This is a genomic window from Roseicyclus sp. (assembly GCF_018402035.1).
Lineage (GTDB): Bacteria > Pseudomonadota > Alphaproteobacteria > Rhodobacterales > Rhodobacteraceae > Roseicyclus.
In genome coordinates, this window is the sequence record NZ_JAGYJN010000010.1 from 16,991 (window position 1) to 31,635 (window position 14,645).

General features: G+C 59.3%; 22 protein-coding genes and 3 pseudogenes. 20 read left to right on the forward strand and 5 right to left on the reverse strand.

Annotation, left to right across the window (positions count from 1 at the left end; genetic code table 11):
- The first annotated feature begins 32 nt into the window (after nt 1-32).
- The 18 genes and pseudogenes from KG698_RS15875 (at nt 33) to KG698_RS12930 (ending at nt 10,744) form a co-directional block, all read left to right on the forward strand.
- On the forward strand, nt 33-248 hold the full coding sequence (locus tag KG698_RS15875) for a hypothetical protein (RefSeq protein ID WP_213685981.1): 216 nt from the start codon (nt 33-35) through the stop codon (nt 246-248).
- Entirely contained in the window at nt 172-756 is a 585-nt protein-coding gene (locus KG698_RS12845) for a hypothetical protein (RefSeq protein WP_213685982.1), read from the forward strand. Before KG698_RS15875 ends, KG698_RS12845 begins: the two co-directional genes overlap by 77 nt.
- A 573-nt stretch (nt 757-1,329) precedes the next feature.
- Entirely contained in the window at nt 1,330-1,932 is a 603-nt protein-coding gene (locus tag KG698_RS15620) for a tripartite tricarboxylate transporter substrate binding protein (protein WP_300983927.1), read from the forward strand.
- A 556-nt stretch (nt 1,933-2,488) separates the two neighbouring features.
- A pseudogene (locus KG698_RS12865) lies at nt 2,489-3,988 on the forward strand (tripartite tricarboxylate transporter permease).
- 138 nt (nt 3,989-4,126) lie between these two features.
- Entirely contained in the window at nt 4,127-4,255 is a 129-nt protein-coding gene (locus KG698_RS15625) for an AMP-binding protein (RefSeq protein ID WP_300983929.1), read from the forward strand.
- 247 nt (nt 4,256-4,502) lie between these two features.
- A complete protein-coding gene (locus KG698_RS12870; protein WP_367114098.1) occupies nt 4,503-5,558 on the forward strand; it encodes an AMP-binding protein in 1,056 nt (351 codons plus the stop codon).
- A gap of 4 nt (nt 5,559-5,562) precedes the next feature.
- A complete protein-coding gene (locus KG698_RS12875; RefSeq protein WP_300983931.1) occupies nt 5,563-6,588 on the forward strand; it encodes a 2-dehydropantoate 2-reductase in 1,026 nt (341 codons plus the stop codon).
- A gap of 434 nt (nt 6,589-7,022) precedes the next feature.
- A complete protein-coding gene (locus tag KG698_RS15880) occupies nt 7,023-7,172 on the forward strand; it encodes an autotransporter-associated beta strand repeat-containing protein (protein ID WP_213686004.1) in 150 nt (49 codons plus the stop codon).
- Complete coding sequence (locus tag KG698_RS12885; protein WP_213685984.1) at nt 7,173-7,379, forward strand: hypothetical protein; 207 nt, start codon at nt 7,173-7,175, stop codon at nt 7,377-7,379.
- A gap of 2 nt (nt 7,380-7,381) precedes the next feature.
- On the forward strand, nt 7,382-7,549 hold the full coding sequence (locus KG698_RS15885; protein WP_213685985.1) for an autotransporter-associated beta strand repeat-containing protein: 168 nt from the start codon (nt 7,382-7,384) through the stop codon (nt 7,547-7,549).
- A gap of 106 nt (nt 7,550-7,655) precedes the next feature.
- Nucleotides 7,656-7,892 (forward strand): autotransporter-associated beta strand repeat-containing protein, encoded by a 237-nt coding sequence (locus KG698_RS15890; protein ID WP_213685986.1) that lies wholly within the window; start codon nt 7,656-7,658, stop codon nt 7,890-7,892.
- Nucleotides 7,893-7,903: 11 nt separating this feature from the next.
- A complete protein-coding gene (locus tag KG698_RS15895) occupies nt 7,904-8,089 on the forward strand; it encodes an autotransporter-associated beta strand repeat-containing protein (RefSeq protein ID WP_367114104.1) in 186 nt (61 codons plus the stop codon).
- 287 nt (nt 8,090-8,376) lie between these two features.
- On the forward strand, nt 8,377-8,580 hold the full coding sequence (locus KG698_RS12905) for a hypothetical protein (RefSeq protein WP_213685988.1): 204 nt from the start codon (nt 8,377-8,379) through the stop codon (nt 8,578-8,580).
- A 16-nt stretch (nt 8,581-8,596) separates the two neighbouring features.
- Nucleotides 8,597-8,782: an autotransporter-associated beta strand repeat-containing protein gene (locus KG698_RS15900; protein WP_213685989.1), complete on the forward strand. Its 186-nt coding sequence runs from the start codon at nt 8,597-8,599 to the stop codon at nt 8,780-8,782.
- Between the two features lie 162 nt (nt 8,783-8,944).
- On the forward strand, nt 8,945-9,187 hold the full coding sequence (locus KG698_RS12915; protein ID WP_213685990.1) for an autotransporter-associated beta strand repeat-containing protein: 243 nt from the start codon (nt 8,945-8,947) through the stop codon (nt 9,185-9,187).
- A 292-nt stretch (nt 9,188-9,479) separates the two neighbouring features.
- Nucleotides 9,480-9,698, forward strand: coding sequence for a hypothetical protein (locus KG698_RS15905; RefSeq protein ID WP_213686005.1), 219 nt, complete (start codon nt 9,480-9,482; stop codon nt 9,696-9,698).
- Nucleotides 9,699-10,062: 364 nt separating this feature from the next.
- Nucleotides 10,063-10,293 (forward strand): hypothetical protein, encoded by a 231-nt coding sequence (locus tag KG698_RS12925; protein ID WP_213685991.1) that lies wholly within the window; start codon nt 10,063-10,065, stop codon nt 10,291-10,293.
- Nucleotides 10,244-10,744 carry a hypothetical protein gene (locus tag KG698_RS12930; protein ID WP_213685992.1) on the forward strand — a complete coding sequence of 167 codons (501 nt, stop codon included), beginning with the start codon at nt 10,244-10,246 and terminating at the stop codon, nt 10,742-10,744. Before KG698_RS12925 ends, KG698_RS12930 begins: the two co-directional genes overlap by 50 nt.
- 140 nt (nt 10,745-10,884) lie before the next feature.
- Here KG698_RS12930 and KG698_RS12935 read toward each other — a convergent pair whose 3' ends face one another.
- The 5 genes and pseudogenes from KG698_RS12935 to KG698_RS15635 form a co-directional block, all read right to left on the reverse strand.
- A complete protein-coding gene (locus KG698_RS12935) occupies nt 10,885-11,142 on the reverse strand; it encodes a hypothetical protein (protein ID WP_213685993.1) in 258 nt (85 codons plus the stop codon).
- A gap of 557 nt (nt 11,143-11,699) precedes the next feature.
- Nucleotides 11,700-11,861: a transcriptional regulator gene (locus KG698_RS12940; RefSeq protein ID WP_367114105.1), complete on the reverse strand. Its 162-nt coding sequence runs from the start codon at nt 11,859-11,861 to the stop codon at nt 11,700-11,702.
- A gap of 523 nt (nt 11,862-12,384) precedes the next feature.
- Nucleotides 12,385-12,700: pseudogene (locus KG698_RS15910) on the reverse strand (type II toxin-antitoxin system RelE/ParE family toxin); the annotation flags it as partial.
- Nucleotides 12,701-12,709: 9 nt separating this feature from the next.
- Nucleotides 12,710-12,956 (reverse strand): annotated as a pseudogene (locus KG698_RS15915) (type II toxin-antitoxin system ParD family antitoxin); the annotation flags it as partial.
- 225 nt (nt 12,957-13,181) lie between these two features.
- Nucleotides 13,182-13,724: a hypothetical protein gene (locus tag KG698_RS15635; protein ID WP_300983965.1), complete on the reverse strand. Its 543-nt coding sequence runs from the start codon at nt 13,722-13,724 to the stop codon at nt 13,182-13,184.
- On the opposite strand from KG698_RS15635, the gene KG698_RS15640 reads away from it, so the two are divergent.
- On the forward strand, nt 13,672-13,881 hold the full coding sequence (locus tag KG698_RS15640) for a recombinase family protein (RefSeq protein WP_300983961.1): 210 nt from the start codon (nt 13,672-13,674) through the stop codon (nt 13,879-13,881). The genes KG698_RS15635 and KG698_RS15640 overlap by 53 nt on opposite strands.
- A gap of 336 nt (nt 13,882-14,217) precedes the next feature.
- Nucleotides 14,218-14,607, forward strand: coding sequence for a recombinase family protein (locus tag KG698_RS15645; protein ID WP_367114099.1), 390 nt, complete (start codon nt 14,218-14,220; stop codon nt 14,605-14,607).
- Nucleotides 14,608-14,645 lie beyond the last annotated feature (38 nt).

Consider the following 14,645-nt stretch of genomic DNA (forward strand, 5'->3'; position numbering starts at 1 on the left):
AGTCAATTTTGGTTCCAGTGCGCGGCGATGGCATGGCTGCGACCGTGTTTGCCCACGCGGCACAGCTGGCAAAGCAGCATGGTGCACAGGTCAATGTTGTGCATTGCCGCGTCCAGCCCAACGACCTTCTGCCGCAAGGCGTTCCGCTGAAACGACTTTGCGCGCAAGGTGATGCTAGAGCAGGCGGTCAGGCTTGCCAACCGGCAGGAAGACCATCTGCAGGGCATCCTGCATCGTCTGGCGCGTGAATTCGGGCTCAGCGAAGATGGCGGCGAAGCCGGTATCGCGACCTGCACTTTCGCGGAAGAACCTGGGCGCATGGCCGATGTGGTCCGGCACGCGGGTCGCCTGACCGATCTGATCGTGCTTCCCAAGCCCCAGCGGGAAAACAATTTGGGACCGACTTCGCTCAAATCGGCGCTCTATGGGGCGGGTCGCCCGGTGCTGATCTGTCCGGGACAATTGCAGCCTGACGCGACCTTTGCGCAGCATGTGGCCGTCGGCTGGAACGGATCGCTGCCAGCGGCGCGCGCTGTCGCGTCGTCATTGGACATCGTACATGCGGCCCAGCGCGTCAGCATTCTGACCGGCGGCAAATTGCAGCCGCACGGTCCTACATCAGAGGAACTGGCCGCCTATTACGCCATTCGCGGGATCACTGCCGAGATCGTTCACTTTGATGGCAAGGACCCTGCGACCGCGCTTTGGCCACCTGCAAAGCATCAGGGCCAGTTTGCTGGTGACAGGTGCCTATAGCCACAGCCATGAGACCGAAATGCTGTTCGGCGGCAACACGCAGCGCATCGTGGATGGCACCGAGATGCCGGTTTTGATGGCGCATTGATGCATCACCCGTCGGCGCGAAACGCCACAGTGCGGCGTTTCGCAGGAATTAAGCAAGGCCGCGCAGAACGCGGAAACATCAGGCCGGGACAACCGGACATACCAGGGAGGAACCCACCATGAAACTTACCAAAAGACTTTTTCTTGCGCTGGCAGCCAGCACCACAATCGCGACCCTGCACTAATTGCGGCTTTTGCCCAAGACTGGCAGCCCAAACGCCCGATCGATTTGACCATCATGGCAGGCGCGGGTGGCGGTGCGGATCAGATCGCGCGTTTCATCCAATCCGTGGTCGAGGAAAACAGTTTGACCAATGCCCCTTGATCCCCACCAACCGGGGTGGCGGTTCTGGGGCAAGTCGTGCTGCACCTCAACGATGCGCGTGACCCTGATCACACGCTGATGGTCACGCTGAACTCCTTTATACGACACCGATCCGTCAAGAGGGTCTGGGCGTCGATATTGAAACCTTTACCCCGGTCATCATGATGGGCGTCGATCCGTTTGTGCTGTGGGTCCATAAGGATTCCGGCATCACCACCTTCGAGGACTTTGTCGCCAAGGTGCGCGAAATGGACGGCGAATATGTCATGGGTGGCACCGGCACCGGTCAGGAAGATTCGATTGTGATCGCCTATCTGGCCAGCGCCTATGACCTTAAGATCAAGTATATCCCCTATGATGGCGGCGGTGCCGTGGCCAAAGATCTTGCAGGCCAGCAGGTCATGGCAACGGTGAACAACCCGTCCGAGGCCAAGGGCTTTTACGAGGCGGGCGATGTCGTACCGCTGCTTAGCTTCTCCGACGAACGGATGGACGCCTATCCAGATGTGCCGACCCTAAAGGAAAAGGGCCACGATTTCTCTTATTACAACCAGCGGGCTGTCGTGGGCGCACCCGGCATGTCGGCTGAAGCGGCAGCCTATTACCGCGAGACATTCGGCAAGGTTTACGACAGCGAAAAGTGGCAGGGATACCTTGTCTCGGAAAGCATGTCCCCGCTGGTGATGGATGAGGCCGAGACCCGCGCCTATTGGGCTGTCCAAGTCCAGAACCATCGCACGCTTTTGTCTGAATTGAACAACTAAGCCGAAAGGCAGGAAAGAGGGCAGTCATGCGCCAAGGTGAGATATCTCTGTTGGGCTTTTGGCCCTCTTTCCCCTCTACCTGATATGGAAGAGCACCGAACTTCCAATCGGCTACATTAGAGGACAGGGGCCAGGCGGCGGGTTCTGGCCCTTTGGCTTGCTCTGGGCATGCTGCTAAGCTGCTTGGCCAGTGCAGAAATGGTGGCGCACACAATCGCCTGCGTCGCGGTCGGACGAACCGTTTATGGATGCTTTCGGGTGGCGGACACTGCTTTATGTCGGCGGCAGCGTGATCGTTTGTCGGGCTGATCTCGATTGTGTCAATGTATGGCGCGGTTGCGGTGTTTCTTTTGTATTACTTGCGCTTCCTTGGACGGCATTCATGGTTTCTGACTTTGGCGATTTCGCTGTCGTTACCAATTGGGCTGTTCTTTTTCTTCGAGGCCGTGATGCTGATTTCCATGCCTCAGGGGATGTCATTCACCCAGCCCGCCTTCGATCTGATGTACGACATCATTTACTGAAATCCCCCAGACCCGGGTCTTCTATGGAAGTCATGTCCTTTCTTGCCGATGGTATCTTGTTGGCGCTTGAGCCAATCAATCTTGCCTTGATCATCGCCGGTGTCACTGTTGGGCTATTTATCGGGGCGATGCCCGGTCTGGGTTCAGTGAACGGCGTTGCGATCCTTTTGCCGATCACGTTCCTTGTGCCGCCAAATTCGGCGATCATTTTTCTCGCGGCGATCTATTACGGCGCGATGTATGGCGGGGCGATTTCGTCTGTGACATTGGGGATCCCCGGCGCGTCGACGGCTGTGGCGACAACCTTTGACGGCCGTCCACTGGCGCTTAAGGGGCAGGCAAGTCTGGCACTGGTGACTGCGGCTTTGGCCTCATTCGTTGGTGGGACTGTTGCCACTGTCCTGTTTACGCTTTTCGCGCCTGTTCTTGCATCGACGGCGTTGTCTTTTGGGCCACCGGAAATTTTGCGCTGATGCTACTGGCCTTTGCTACTTTCGTGGGTCTTGGCGGCGACGACATTCCAAGACTGTGTTTTCGATCTGCCTTGGCCTTGTTCTGGCGGCCGTCGGGTTTGACACGATTTCCGGCGAGCCGCGGATGTGCTGTTCGAGATCGACGGTTTTATGCGCGGGATCGGCTTTATCGTTCTGGCGATCAGCGTCTACGGGATTGGGGAAATGCTGTGGACAATCGAGCAGACCCGAGGCGAAGTCACCACAACAAACCCCAAGATGACGGCAAAAGGCATGATGTCGGACGCCAAGGAAGCCGCGCAGCGCGGATGGAAAGGGACCGCGATCGGATCGCTCATTGGGTTCTTCGTGGGCATCCTGCCGGCGGCGGGCGCGACACCGGGGTCCCTGATGTCCTACGGCGTGGCCAAGATGTTGTCAAAAACGCCCGAGGAATATGGCAAAGGCTCTCCGGACGGTGTGGCGGCGCCCGAATCAGCCAACAACTCTGCCTCGACAGGCTCGATGTTGCCGATGCTGACGCTGGGGATTCCAGGCTCGCCGACAACAGCGATTCTGCTGGGCGGCATGGTGATCTGGGGCCTGACACCGGGACCGCGTCTTTTCATTGACGAGAGCGAGTTCGTCTGGGGCCTGATCGGTTCCTTCTACATCTCGAACATCGCGGCGCTCGTCATCAACCTCGCTTTCATTCCACTGTTTGTGTGGATGCTCAGGATGCCGTTCACGATTCTCGCGCCGCTGATCTTTGTGCTGTCTATCGTCGGCGGCTTTGCCGCCTCCCGCAGCATCCATGACCTCTGGCTGATCGTGATTTTCGGGCTTTCGGCGTTCTTTCTGCGCAAGTTCGACTATCCGCTGGCCCCCGCCGTGCTGGCCATCGTGCTGGGACCCATTGCCGAACCCACGCTGCGCCAGTCCCTGCTGCTGTCCTCGGGTGATCCGATGATCTTTTTCACCCGTCCCATTGCAGGGCCGATCACGATCATCGCAATCATCTTGATCCTGTTGCCGGCCGTAAAGCTTTTGCGGCGCAAATTGGCTTTGGCAAAAAACTGATCGCACGCTAGCCATTGTCCGGCGTGTCGGATTTAATACGACGACCAACAAGAGAGAAAATTGATGCACACACTCGCAGACTTGATCCAGCGACATCCTGACACCGCAAATGCCATTGGTGCCCCTGGGCGGGACTGGATGTCCTATGGGCAACTGAACAGCCTGACGCGCACGGTTCGGACATTCCTGCGGAGCGCCGGTATCGGCGCGCAGGACCGTGTGGCGATTGTGTTGCCCAATGGGCCAGAGATGGCAGCGGCTTTGTGACCGTGGCGCAATCCGCCACCACCGCACCATAAACCCGGCCTATAAAGAAGACGAATTTCGCCTTCTACCTTGCTGACCTCAAAGCCAGCGCAATCATACTCGAGGCAGGTTATGACGGTCCAGCGCGCGCGGCGGCGCGCGTTTTGATCTGACCGTGATAGAGCTAACAGCGACCGAACCTGCCGGTACGTTCACGCTTTCGACCAGTGACCGGCACGGCTGCCGACACAGTCCCACAGCGGATGACGTGGCGCTGATCCTGCATACGTCTGGGACAACGTCGCGTCCAAAGATCGTGCCGCTGCTGCAATCCAACATCGCCGCGTCGGCCCGCCACATCAGCGCGTCTTTGGCGTTGACGCCTGCCGACCGCTGCATGAACGTGATGCCGCTGTTTCATATCCACGGCCTGATCGCCGCAGTGTCGTCCAGCCTTGCCGCGGGCGGCTCGGTCTGGTGCGCGCCGGGTTTCGACGCGCTCAAGTTCTTCGGCTGGATGGAAGACGCGCGCCCGACATGGTACACGGCCGTTCCCACCATGCACCAAGCGATCCTCGCCCGCGCCGGGCGCAATGCCGACACGATTGCAAACGTGCCGCTGCGATTCCTGCGGTCCTCCTCCGCGTCGCTGCCCGGCCCGGTGATGGAGGCGCTGGCAGAAACGTTCAAGGCGCCGGTGATCGAAGGCTATGGCATGACCGAAGCTGCGCATCAGATGGCATCGAACCCGCTGGGTGCCGGCAAACAGAAACCCGGATCGGTCGGGATCGAGGCCGGACCGCTGGTCCGCGTCGCCCATGAGATCGAAAACCGGCTGGTTACTGGTGTGGGCGAGATCGTCATCTCTGGCCCCAACGTGACCCCCGGATACGAGGGCAACCCCGAGGCCAATGAAAAGAACTTTTTCGAGGCTGAAAACCGGCGCTGGTTCCGTACCGGCGACCAGGGCGAGTTCGACGCCGAAGGCTATCTGACCCTGACCGGTCGCCTGAAGGAGATCATCAACCGCGGCGGCGAAAAGATATCGCCGCTGGAGGTGGACGGCGTTCTGTCGGCGCATCCCGCGGTGGCCCAGGTCGTGACCTTTGCCATACCGCATGACAAGCTGGGCGAAGATGTCGGCGCCGCCGTCGTGCTGAAGGAAGGCCATGACGCCACCGAACGCGAGATCCGCGATTTTGCAAGCGCACAGCTGGCTGCCTTCAAGGTGCCCCGCAAAATAATGATCCTGAACGATATCCCAAAAGGTGCGACCGGCAAGCTGCAACGCATTGGCCTGGCCGAGAAACTGGGGTTGGTGTAAATCAATGAAAATCTGTATTTTCGGCGCCGGCGCCATCGGCGGCTACATGGGCGCAAAACTGGCCGAGGCGGGCGCGGATGTCAGCCTTGTCGCGCGCGGCCCGCATCTGGCGGCGATGCAAGCCAATGGCCTGACCCTGATCGAAGAAGGCGAGACGAAAACCTATCCGGTCAATGCCTCGGACGATCCGGCAGCTTTGGGGCATCAGGATTATGTGATCGTCACCCTCAAGGCGCATTCGGTGCCGCCGGTCGTGGCGCGGATGCAGCCCCTGATCGGGCCTGACACGACAATCGTCTCCGGCGTGAACGGCGTCCCTTGGTGGTATTTCCACAAGGTTGGCGGCCCGCTGGAAGGCACGCGGCTGGCCTCGGTCGATCCGGGCGACGCGCAATGGACCGGCTTTGGCCCGGACCGCGTTCTGGGCTGCGTGGTCTATCCCGCCGCCGAGGTGATCGCCCCCGGCGTCGTCAAGCATATCGAAGGTAACCGCTTTTCGCTGGGCGAACCTGACGGGTCCAAATCCGCGCGCGCCACGCGCCTGTCCGAGGCGCTGTCAAAGGCAGGTCTCAAGGCGCCGGTGCGCCCCAAGATCCGCGACGAAATCTGGGTAAAGCTCTGGGGCAACCTGTCGTTCAACCCGATTTCGGCGCTGACCCATGCGACCCTTGACGTCTTGTGCACAGACCCCGGCACCCGCGCCGTCGCGCGCGCCATGATGCTGGAAGCGCAGGACATCGCGGAAAAGCTGGGCGTGAAATTTCCGATCGACGTGGATCGCCGCATCGAGGGCGGCGCAGCCGTGGGCGCGCACCGGACCTCGATGTTGCAGGATCTGGATGCCGGACGGCCGATGGAGATTGACGCGCTTTTGGGATCAGTGCGCGAACTGGGGCGCGTGACGGACACGCCGACCCCGACGATCGACACCGTGCTGGCCCCTTGTCAGCCTGCGCGCAAATATGGCCAGGCCTTTACGGCGCGTGACGCGATCAACCAGCTGGTTCCGCCCTGGCCTGTGGGCGGTTGACCGTGGCTGGCAATAAATTCGCGCCCTACCCTTTTCACTATCCATAGTTGTATTAATTTTTATTACTCATCCCTGAGTGTTTTTGTGGAGTGAATCGGTATGTTTTTCAGCGGCGGCGGCGCTTTCAAGTGGCAAAGGCAAATCATATTCAAATCAACAGCTTGTCGTAACAGCCAAGCCGCGCCAGATCGGGTTAGCCAGCGCAGCCTGACACGGCGCTGCCGCCTGGCCGCGCGACGAAGAGCTTGTGTTCATCACGGCCATGGGCGCGCTGATCACCATCGGCAGAGGCCACCGCGCAAAGCATCACCTATAATGACGGGGAAACCCGCACGGCAACGTTATTGGATACGACAGGCGATATTGATCTGACGGTGAACGCGGGGAAGCCACGCAATCAGGCGTGATTTCTAGCGTAGGCGTAGGCGACCTCAATAAACAAAGGCGCAGGCACACTGACCCTGTCGAGTGCGAATACCTATACGGGGATGACCTATGTTAACGAAGGCACGTTGCGGGTCAGCGCTAGCTCCGGCAGGGCATCACCGCAAGCGGCACGGTTGTCGCCGACGGGGCGACGTTAGGTGTCGGGTGGGATTACCACAAGCGGGCTGATCACGCTGAACGGCGCAGGCGTGGCAGGCGGCGGCGCGCTGCGAAGTGTCGGGGAGGGCACGAGCACCGTTGGCACCATCACTCTTGGGTCTGCGGCGCGGATCACCTCGGATAACTTCCTGCGCTTTATGGCAGGCACCAGTATTAACGGAACCAACCAGAACCCTGACCTTTGATAGTGAGAATACGATTTCGAGTATTCCGGTACCATCGCCACGGGCAGTGGAACCTTGACCAAGAGGGGACAGGCAACCTTGTTCTGTTTGGAAACAACACCTTTACCGGGGATGTGTTTGTCAATGCGGGCAGGCTTGAAGTCTACAGCGGCGCGGCAGCCAGCCAATAGCGCGCTGGTGCAGGTAGCGTCAGGTGGCAGGTTCAGGGTTTCAATAGCTGAAGCGATCGGCAATCTTTCGGGCGACGGCAGGGTGGATTGATAAATTCCCTCACGCTTGGCGATACGAAGTGACCACCTTTTCCGGTGTGATCGGAGAGTTGACCTTTGCAGAGCGGGTCATCAAACAAGGCACAGGCACGCTGACCCTGTCGGGGCGAATACCTATACGGGGACGACCACGATCAACGGCGGCACGTTGCAGATCCCGGGGCAGGCGGCACCACGGGCTCGCTTGGCACGGGCGGGATCATCAATAACGCCACGCTGCGTTTTGACCGCAGCAATGATGTGACCGTCGGCAATGTGATCTCGGGGACAGGCAATCTTGTCAAACAGGGCGCAGGCAGGCTGACCTTGTCGGGGACGAATACATATTCAGGTACCACCACGATCAACGAAGGCACGTTGCGGATCGGCGATAGCTCCGGCTTGGGCAGCACCGCGGCGGCGCAATTTATCATCCGACGGGCGACGTTAAAGAGATGCTGAGCGTAGTCAACCTGAACAGAGGCGATCACGCTGAACGGCGATGGCGTGGCAGGTGGCGGCGCGTTGCGAGCATCGGGGAGCACGAGCACCATAAACGGAACCGTCACACTTGGCTCTGCGGCGCGGATCACTTCGACGGGACTTATACGCTTTAATACAGGCTCCAGCATCAGCGGACCCAACCAGAACCCTGACCTTCGATGGTGGGGGATCGATCGACATGTTTAGCACTATCGCCACGGGCAGCGGAAGTTTGACCAAAGAAGGGACAGGCACACTTCGTCTTTATGGAAACAACATTTACCGGGGATGTGTTTGTCAATGCGGGCACGCTTCAGGCCCGTAGTGGCACCGCAATAGGTGACGCCGCGCTGGTGCAGGTGGCGTCAGGTGCGAACTTCTCTGTCTCAGAAGCTGAAACAATCAGCAATCTTTCAGGCTGCCGGGATGCATCGCTGAGCATGGGGCTGACGCGCTTGGCGTGCAAGTGACCGCAGCTTTTCCGGTGTGATCAGAGAGTTCGGCGGGGCAAGGAACCTGATCAAACAGGGCACAGGCACGCTGACCCTGTCGGGGACAAATACCTATACGGGGACGACCACGATCAACGGTGGCACGTTGCAGATTGGGGCGGGCGCTGCAGGATCGCTTGGCGCAGGCAGGGTCGTCAACAACCGGTGCGCTGCGTTTTGACCACCCAACAATAATCTGTCCTTTGGCAAAATGTCATCTCGGGACAGGCGGCATCACGCAGGCCAGGCAGCACGACGATCCTGACGGGGGCGAATACCTATGCCGGGTTGACGATCAGCAACGGCACGTTGCAGGTCGGCAATGGCGGCACCACAGGGACGCTTGGCACGGGCGATGTCGTCAATAGCCATGTTGCGTTTTGACCGCAGCGATGATGTGATCGTCAACAATGTGATCTCGGGGACCGGCAATCTTGTCAAACGGGGCGCGGGCATCCTGTTCCTGTTTGGGGCGAATACCTATACGGGAACGACAAATGTCGATGCAGGCACGTTGCGGATCGGCAGTGGCAATGCCTTAGACGGCTGGCGGGTGGCACAATTGTCGCCGATGGTGCGACCTTAGATGTGTCTAACGTACTCAACCTGAACGAGGCGATCACGCTGAACGGCGCGGGCGTGGGAGGTGGCGGCACTGCGAAGCGCTGGTGGACACCTCAGCACCGTCAATGGTGCCATTACTCTTGGGTCTGCGTCGCGGATCACTTCGTTTGGCACCGGTAGCACGCTTCGCTTTACGGCAAGCTCTAAACATTAGTGGTGCCAACCAGAACCTGACCTTTGATGGCAGGGTATTGAGATGTATGGCGTTATCGCCACGGGCAACGGAACCTTGACCAAAGAGGGTAGGCAGCCTTATCCTATATGGAAACAACACATTTACCGGGGATGTGTTCGTCAATGTGGGCAGGCTTGAAGCCTTCAGCGGCGCTGCAATAGATGATGGCGCGCTGGTGCAAGAGTGGCGTCAGGTGCCACGTTCGGTATTTCAGAAGACGAAACAATCGGCAATCTTTCCGGCGCGCAGGCGGGAAACGGCTTTGAGCGCGAACCTGACACTTGGCGTGCAAAGGTGACCGCACCTTTTCCGGTGTGATCGGGGAGGTGGGAACCTGACCAAACAAGGCACAGGCATGACCCTGTCAGGGCAGATACCTATACAGGAACGACCACGGTGTCGGGGGGCGGTTGCTGGTCAACGGATCGCTGGCATCCGCTGCCACCACGGTGCAAACGGCGGCACGCTGGGCGGGCGGCACGCTGGGCGATGTGATGTGTTAGCGGCGGGACATTGGCGGCGGGCAATTCCATCGGCACGCTGAATACTGGCAATATCACCTTTGACACCGGTGCGGTGCTGCAAGTCAGGTTGACGCCGCCGACGCCGCCCGCGCCGACCTGATCAATGCCCTGGGCAATGTCACCATCAACGGCGGCACGGTGCGTCATATCGGCGAAAACGCCACCTATGATCCCAGCCGCACCTGGCGCATTGTCACCGCCAGCGGCAATCTGACAGGGACATTCACCGGTGTGACATCGGATTTCGACTTTCTCGACCCGACCCTGATCTATAGCGCCAATAGCGTCGATCTGCGCTTGGTCCGCAATGATGTGTCATTTGATTCTGTGGCTGTGCCGCCAGCAGAAAGCCACGGCCAATGGCATTGAAACCATATCCGGCAGCACCGTTTTCAACACTTTGGCGGGCCTGTCCGGCGCTACCGCGACCGCGGCGCTGGATGCGTTTTCAGGTGAAGGTCTGGTGGCCATGGATGCCGGGGCTTTTGACCGCCGGCAGCTTGGTTTGGCCGCTTTTGGTGCCGCCCAGCTGGGCGCATCCCGGGTGGCAGCGCGGGCGATCTGGCAACACATGGCACGCTTTGGAACAGGCAGCGGGTTTTGGGCCAGCCTGTACGGCGCGTCCCATCAAAGCCGCGGTGGCGATTTCAAGAAAAGTACCTGGCGGGACAACGGGCTGGCCGTAGGGTACACTTGGGACAGTGACACTGCCTGGCAGTTCGGTGGCATGGTCGCGGTCAGTACAGCCAACAACAGCACCCCTGATCTGGCCACAACGGGCGAGGTCGCAAACCACAGCCTGGGCCTGTTTGCCGCGTGATCTGGACGGGCTGGAATGGACATTCGGCCTGATCAGCACAATGGGCGATATCGACAGCCAGCGCCGCGTGACGGCTGGCGGGCTGACCTGAACCCTGACGGCGCGCTATGACAGCCGCGTCAATACTGCCTTTGCCGAAGTCAGCCGCGATCTGACAGCGGGTGACTGGACATGGTCGCCTTGCCCAGATGACCGCGCAGCATCTGTCGCAAAGGCGCGTTCACCGAAACCGGCGGTGATGCCGCGATCACCCGCACCGCCAGCACCGACACCAGCCTGCGCGCGAAAATCGCGCCAGCAGCACGCGGGATCTGACGCTTGGCACATTGCCTGCCACATGGTCGGCGCATCTGGCCATCAGCAAAGAACTGGAAGGGTCCGGCACCACCGCGCTGCATGCGATTGCCGGTTCGACCCCGTTCAGCATCCCACCAGCACCAGCGCCGACACGCAATTCGACCTTGGCATGGGGTTTGATCTGCAGCTGGCCGCGCAGACGAGCCTGACGCTCTCGGCCCAAACCAGCCACAGCGGCGGTGTTTCGCAGACGACCGCCGGCCTGCAGTTTGGCATCAGGTTCTAAGGGGACAAAGCGCAACGCACAATATGCGCTTTTACCAAAACCTGCAGGGGCGTGACCAGCGATGTGGCGCACCGCCCCCGGGCCTGTTCATGTGGCGAGCCATCCCGGGCGGCGTATGACCGAACAGCAGATGCCTGATCGCTCGGCTGCAACGCGCCAACCAAACCTGTGGCACAAGGCTCGGTCTGGCAGGCTTTCTGCACCCAAGTGGCGGAGGAATGACTCATGCGCCCAACTCTCTCCCGTGCCAGTGTCGGCGGGTGGCATTTCATGCACTATTCCTGCGCAAATCTGGCGTTACCGGAAAACATATTGCGTATTTGGGCGTTTGGTCTCGGCCATACATGGCCTCTCATCCAAACGTGTTCATGACTATTCAGGCCGCAAAAGCGGCTCATTTGACACATCAACCTCTTTGCAAGCCAACGCCATGTCATGGTTGATTTGCATATTCATCCAGTATGCCGGGGTCGTGTTGAACGCCTGGGCCAAGCGTAGAGCCGTGTCTGGGTCATGCTGGTAGCGCCCCTTCACAAGCCGCTCGATCCGCGTACGGGGAACATCCAGACGCCTTGCGAGGAGCAATCGGCCCCCATGTCAGAGGATCAAGGTAGAGTTCCTTAAGGACTTCGCCGGGATGCATTGGTTCTTCAAGCAAGCTCGCGGTTGTTCCTTTCAGTGGTAATCGACGATCTCCATCGGCGGGACCTTGGGCGTCCAGACAAAGCAAATACGCCACTGCCCGTTTATCCGCCTGGAATGCTGTCCTATCCGATCACCGCCAGTTCTTCCAAATGGTTGCCCGGTGGAAACCGTAAATCCTCCACAACCGCTGCATCAAGCGCCGTGAACATCGCACGCGTCCATCACCAAGTCACCGGGGAAGCCTTTGCCATACTTGCCTTGGACAGCATTGCCGGCGCGTTTTTGTCCTTGGTGCTTTGGATCATGCGATATGTACCATCACGCGATACATGTGTCAAGTCGTGATACATGTATGCCCTGTCTGCTGGACCCTGACACGGCAATTGAGTGTCTGTCTGTTCAGCCAATCCCTGAAATCATCACGGAAGCGGTCAATCTGATGCATCCGCTCGTGCAGGATAGTCACGATCCCGATGTCGCCATTCGAGAGATGACGCCAGTAGACGAAATGACGCTCGTAGCGAAAGAAGTATCCCTCGACGCCAAATTCCGCCGGGATGGGTTTGACACGACGCCGTGGGCGGCGATCTTGTCAGATGCGGCGAACAAGAAGCCAGTGATGTACGTCTCGGCCTGCTCGTCCCCCACCTGTCACGGGTGTAGCGGTAGATGTCATCGAGGCGATGGGATGCCCCCTTCCTGTATACGGATTGCTGGCACCGGGTCAGGTCGATTCCGCGCGATCCCACCTCTGCCGCTGTCAGCGGCTTGTACGTCTCCTCCGGGGCCGCGAAGGCATGGGTCAACTCAGCCTTCAACCGGTTGAGAAGGCCTCGGCCTCAGCCCTCTCTTTGTCACGCCGGATCAGGTCACGGATGTACTCGCGCTGACATTCTCATAGGACCCGTCATCGCCTACGTTGGCCGACACGAAATCACTCAGGGCTCCACCAAGGCGGACGGTCATCGTGGTCGTTCGGGACATGGCGCAGCACCTCTAAGCTTCGGTGTATTCAATATAACCAAAAACACACAAAACAAGTCGCCGATCACCGGGCTTCCACCCCTTAGAAACTACCGTCAGTCGTCAGAGTCCTCGACAGTGTGGCGGCCCGCAAGCGCAAAACAACATACAGCACAGCATCCAGATGCCGCGCGAGGGCGACCAGATGATCACCGCTCGGCCCCCGCTCGCCCGAAAACCAGTACTTCACGGTCCGTTCAGCAGCGCAATCGGCGCATGGCCAACAGTCGCCCTGTGTGTGTCGTCCAACTCTTCGTGCAGAATTATCGCTATGGCGGTTCCTGATAATCGGTTGGTTTTTCGACCAGGTGCACAAATGTGCCCATTTTCGGCACAACTGTGCCCATCTTCACGCGCATCTCCACGTCGCTTCTTCGTTAAACAATTGAAAAACCATGAAAACGGCGAAAGTCGATTTTGTCCGCGACAGGTCATCTTGCCGTTGCTGAAGAACACGACTGATTTGAGAGGCGAAATGATGAGCGGGGATTTCAAGACCGACCGCAGGCAAGCGGAAAGATTGCCCGTTTCCGAGCGACTTTCCAGACCTGCTCGCGTCAGATGGAAAAATAGAAAACCAAACAAGGCTGAATAGGAAAACCTGATTTGAATACCGGTCGATACAACACCATTGACAAAGGCGACGAAGCCGGACGGGATATTCCGGCCGTCGCCTATGTGCGGATGTCGACCGATCACCAAGTACTCGACCGAGAACCAGCTCGACATCATTCGGAATTACGCCACGGCCCGGGGTCTGCAGATCCTGCGCGTGTTCGAGGACTCCGGTCGCTCAGGTTTGCGGCTCGACGGCCGCGAGGCGCTGCAGAACCTGATGGCCGGTCCGAACCAGCCAAGCGGATTTCAAGGCCATTCTGGTCTATGACGTCAGCCGCTGGGGCCGGTTTCAGGACACGGATGAAGGGCGTATCACGAGCATGTCTGCTCCCGCGCCGGGATCCGTGTGCACTACTGCGGCGAGCAGTTCCGAAAACGACGGCAGCATCGGATCCAGCCTGCTGAAAACCGTCAAGCGGGTTATGGCGGGCGAGGTACAGCCGTGAGCTTTCAGTGAAGGTCTTCGCCGGGCAATGCCGCCTGGTTAGACTTGGCTACCGCCAAGGCGGAGCGGCTGGATACGGCCTGCGCCGGGTACTGATCGACGAACACGGCAACGAAGGTGCTTTGTCCCGCAGCCAACAGAAGAATTTTCAGACCGACCGTGTCGTTTCTCGTTCGGGCCCTGAGCAGGAACAGGATGTCGTGCGCCGCATGTACCGAATGTTCGTCGGATGGCCGCTCGGAGCGTGAGATTGCGGAAACCCTGAATGCCGAAGGGCATCTGACGGATCTTGAGCGGCCATGGTCCCGGGCATCGGTGCACCAGGTCCTGACCAACGAAAAATACATCGGCAACAACGTTTACAACAAGGTGTCCTTCAAGCTGAAGCACAAGCGAGTGGTGAACCCACGCGAGATGTGGATCCGGGCCGAGGGCGCCTACCCCGCCATGTGGACGAGGCACTGTTTTTGCGCGCGCGCGAAATCGTCGACGCGCAGCCAACATTTCACAGACGCCGAACTGCTCCGAAGCCCTGCGCGCCGTGCTTAAAAGAAAGGCGTGCTGTCGGGACTGATCATTGATGACAG

Bases quoted from the DNA above. Each gene is read 5' to 3' on its own strand.
- KG698_RS15875 (WP_213685981.1), top strand. From the start codon at position 33: ATGGCTGCGACCGTGTTTGCCCACGCGGCACAGCTGGCAAAGCAGCAT.
- KG698_RS12845 (WP_213685982.1), top strand. From the start codon at position 172: ATGCTAGAGCAGGCGGTCAGGCTTGCCAACCGGCAGGAAGACCATCTG.
- KG698_RS15620 (WP_300983927.1), top strand. From the start codon at position 1,330: ATGATGGGCGTCGATCCGTTTGTGCTGTGGGTCCATAAGGATTCCGGC.
- KG698_RS15625 (WP_300983929.1), top strand. From the start codon at position 4,127: ATGTCCTATGGGCAACTGAACAGCCTGACGCGCACGGTTCGGACATTC.
- KG698_RS12875 (WP_300983931.1), top strand. From the start codon at position 5,563: ATGAAAATCTGTATTTTCGGCGCCGGCGCCATCGGCGGCTACATGGGC.
- KG698_RS12905 (WP_213685988.1), top strand. From the start codon at position 8,377: ATGGAAACAACATTTACCGGGGATGTGTTTGTCAATGCGGGCACGCTT.
- KG698_RS12935 (WP_213685993.1), bottom strand. From the start codon at position 11,142: ATGCAGCGCGGTGGTGCCGGACCCTTCCAGTTCTTTGCTGATGGCCAG.
- KG698_RS15640 (WP_300983961.1), top strand. From the start codon at position 13,672: ATGTGCGGATGTCGACCGATCACCAAGTACTCGACCGAGAACCAGCTC.
- KG698_RS15635 (WP_300983965.1), bottom strand. From the start codon at position 13,724: ATGTCGAGCTGGTTCTCGGTCGAGTACTTGGTGATCGGTCGACATCCG.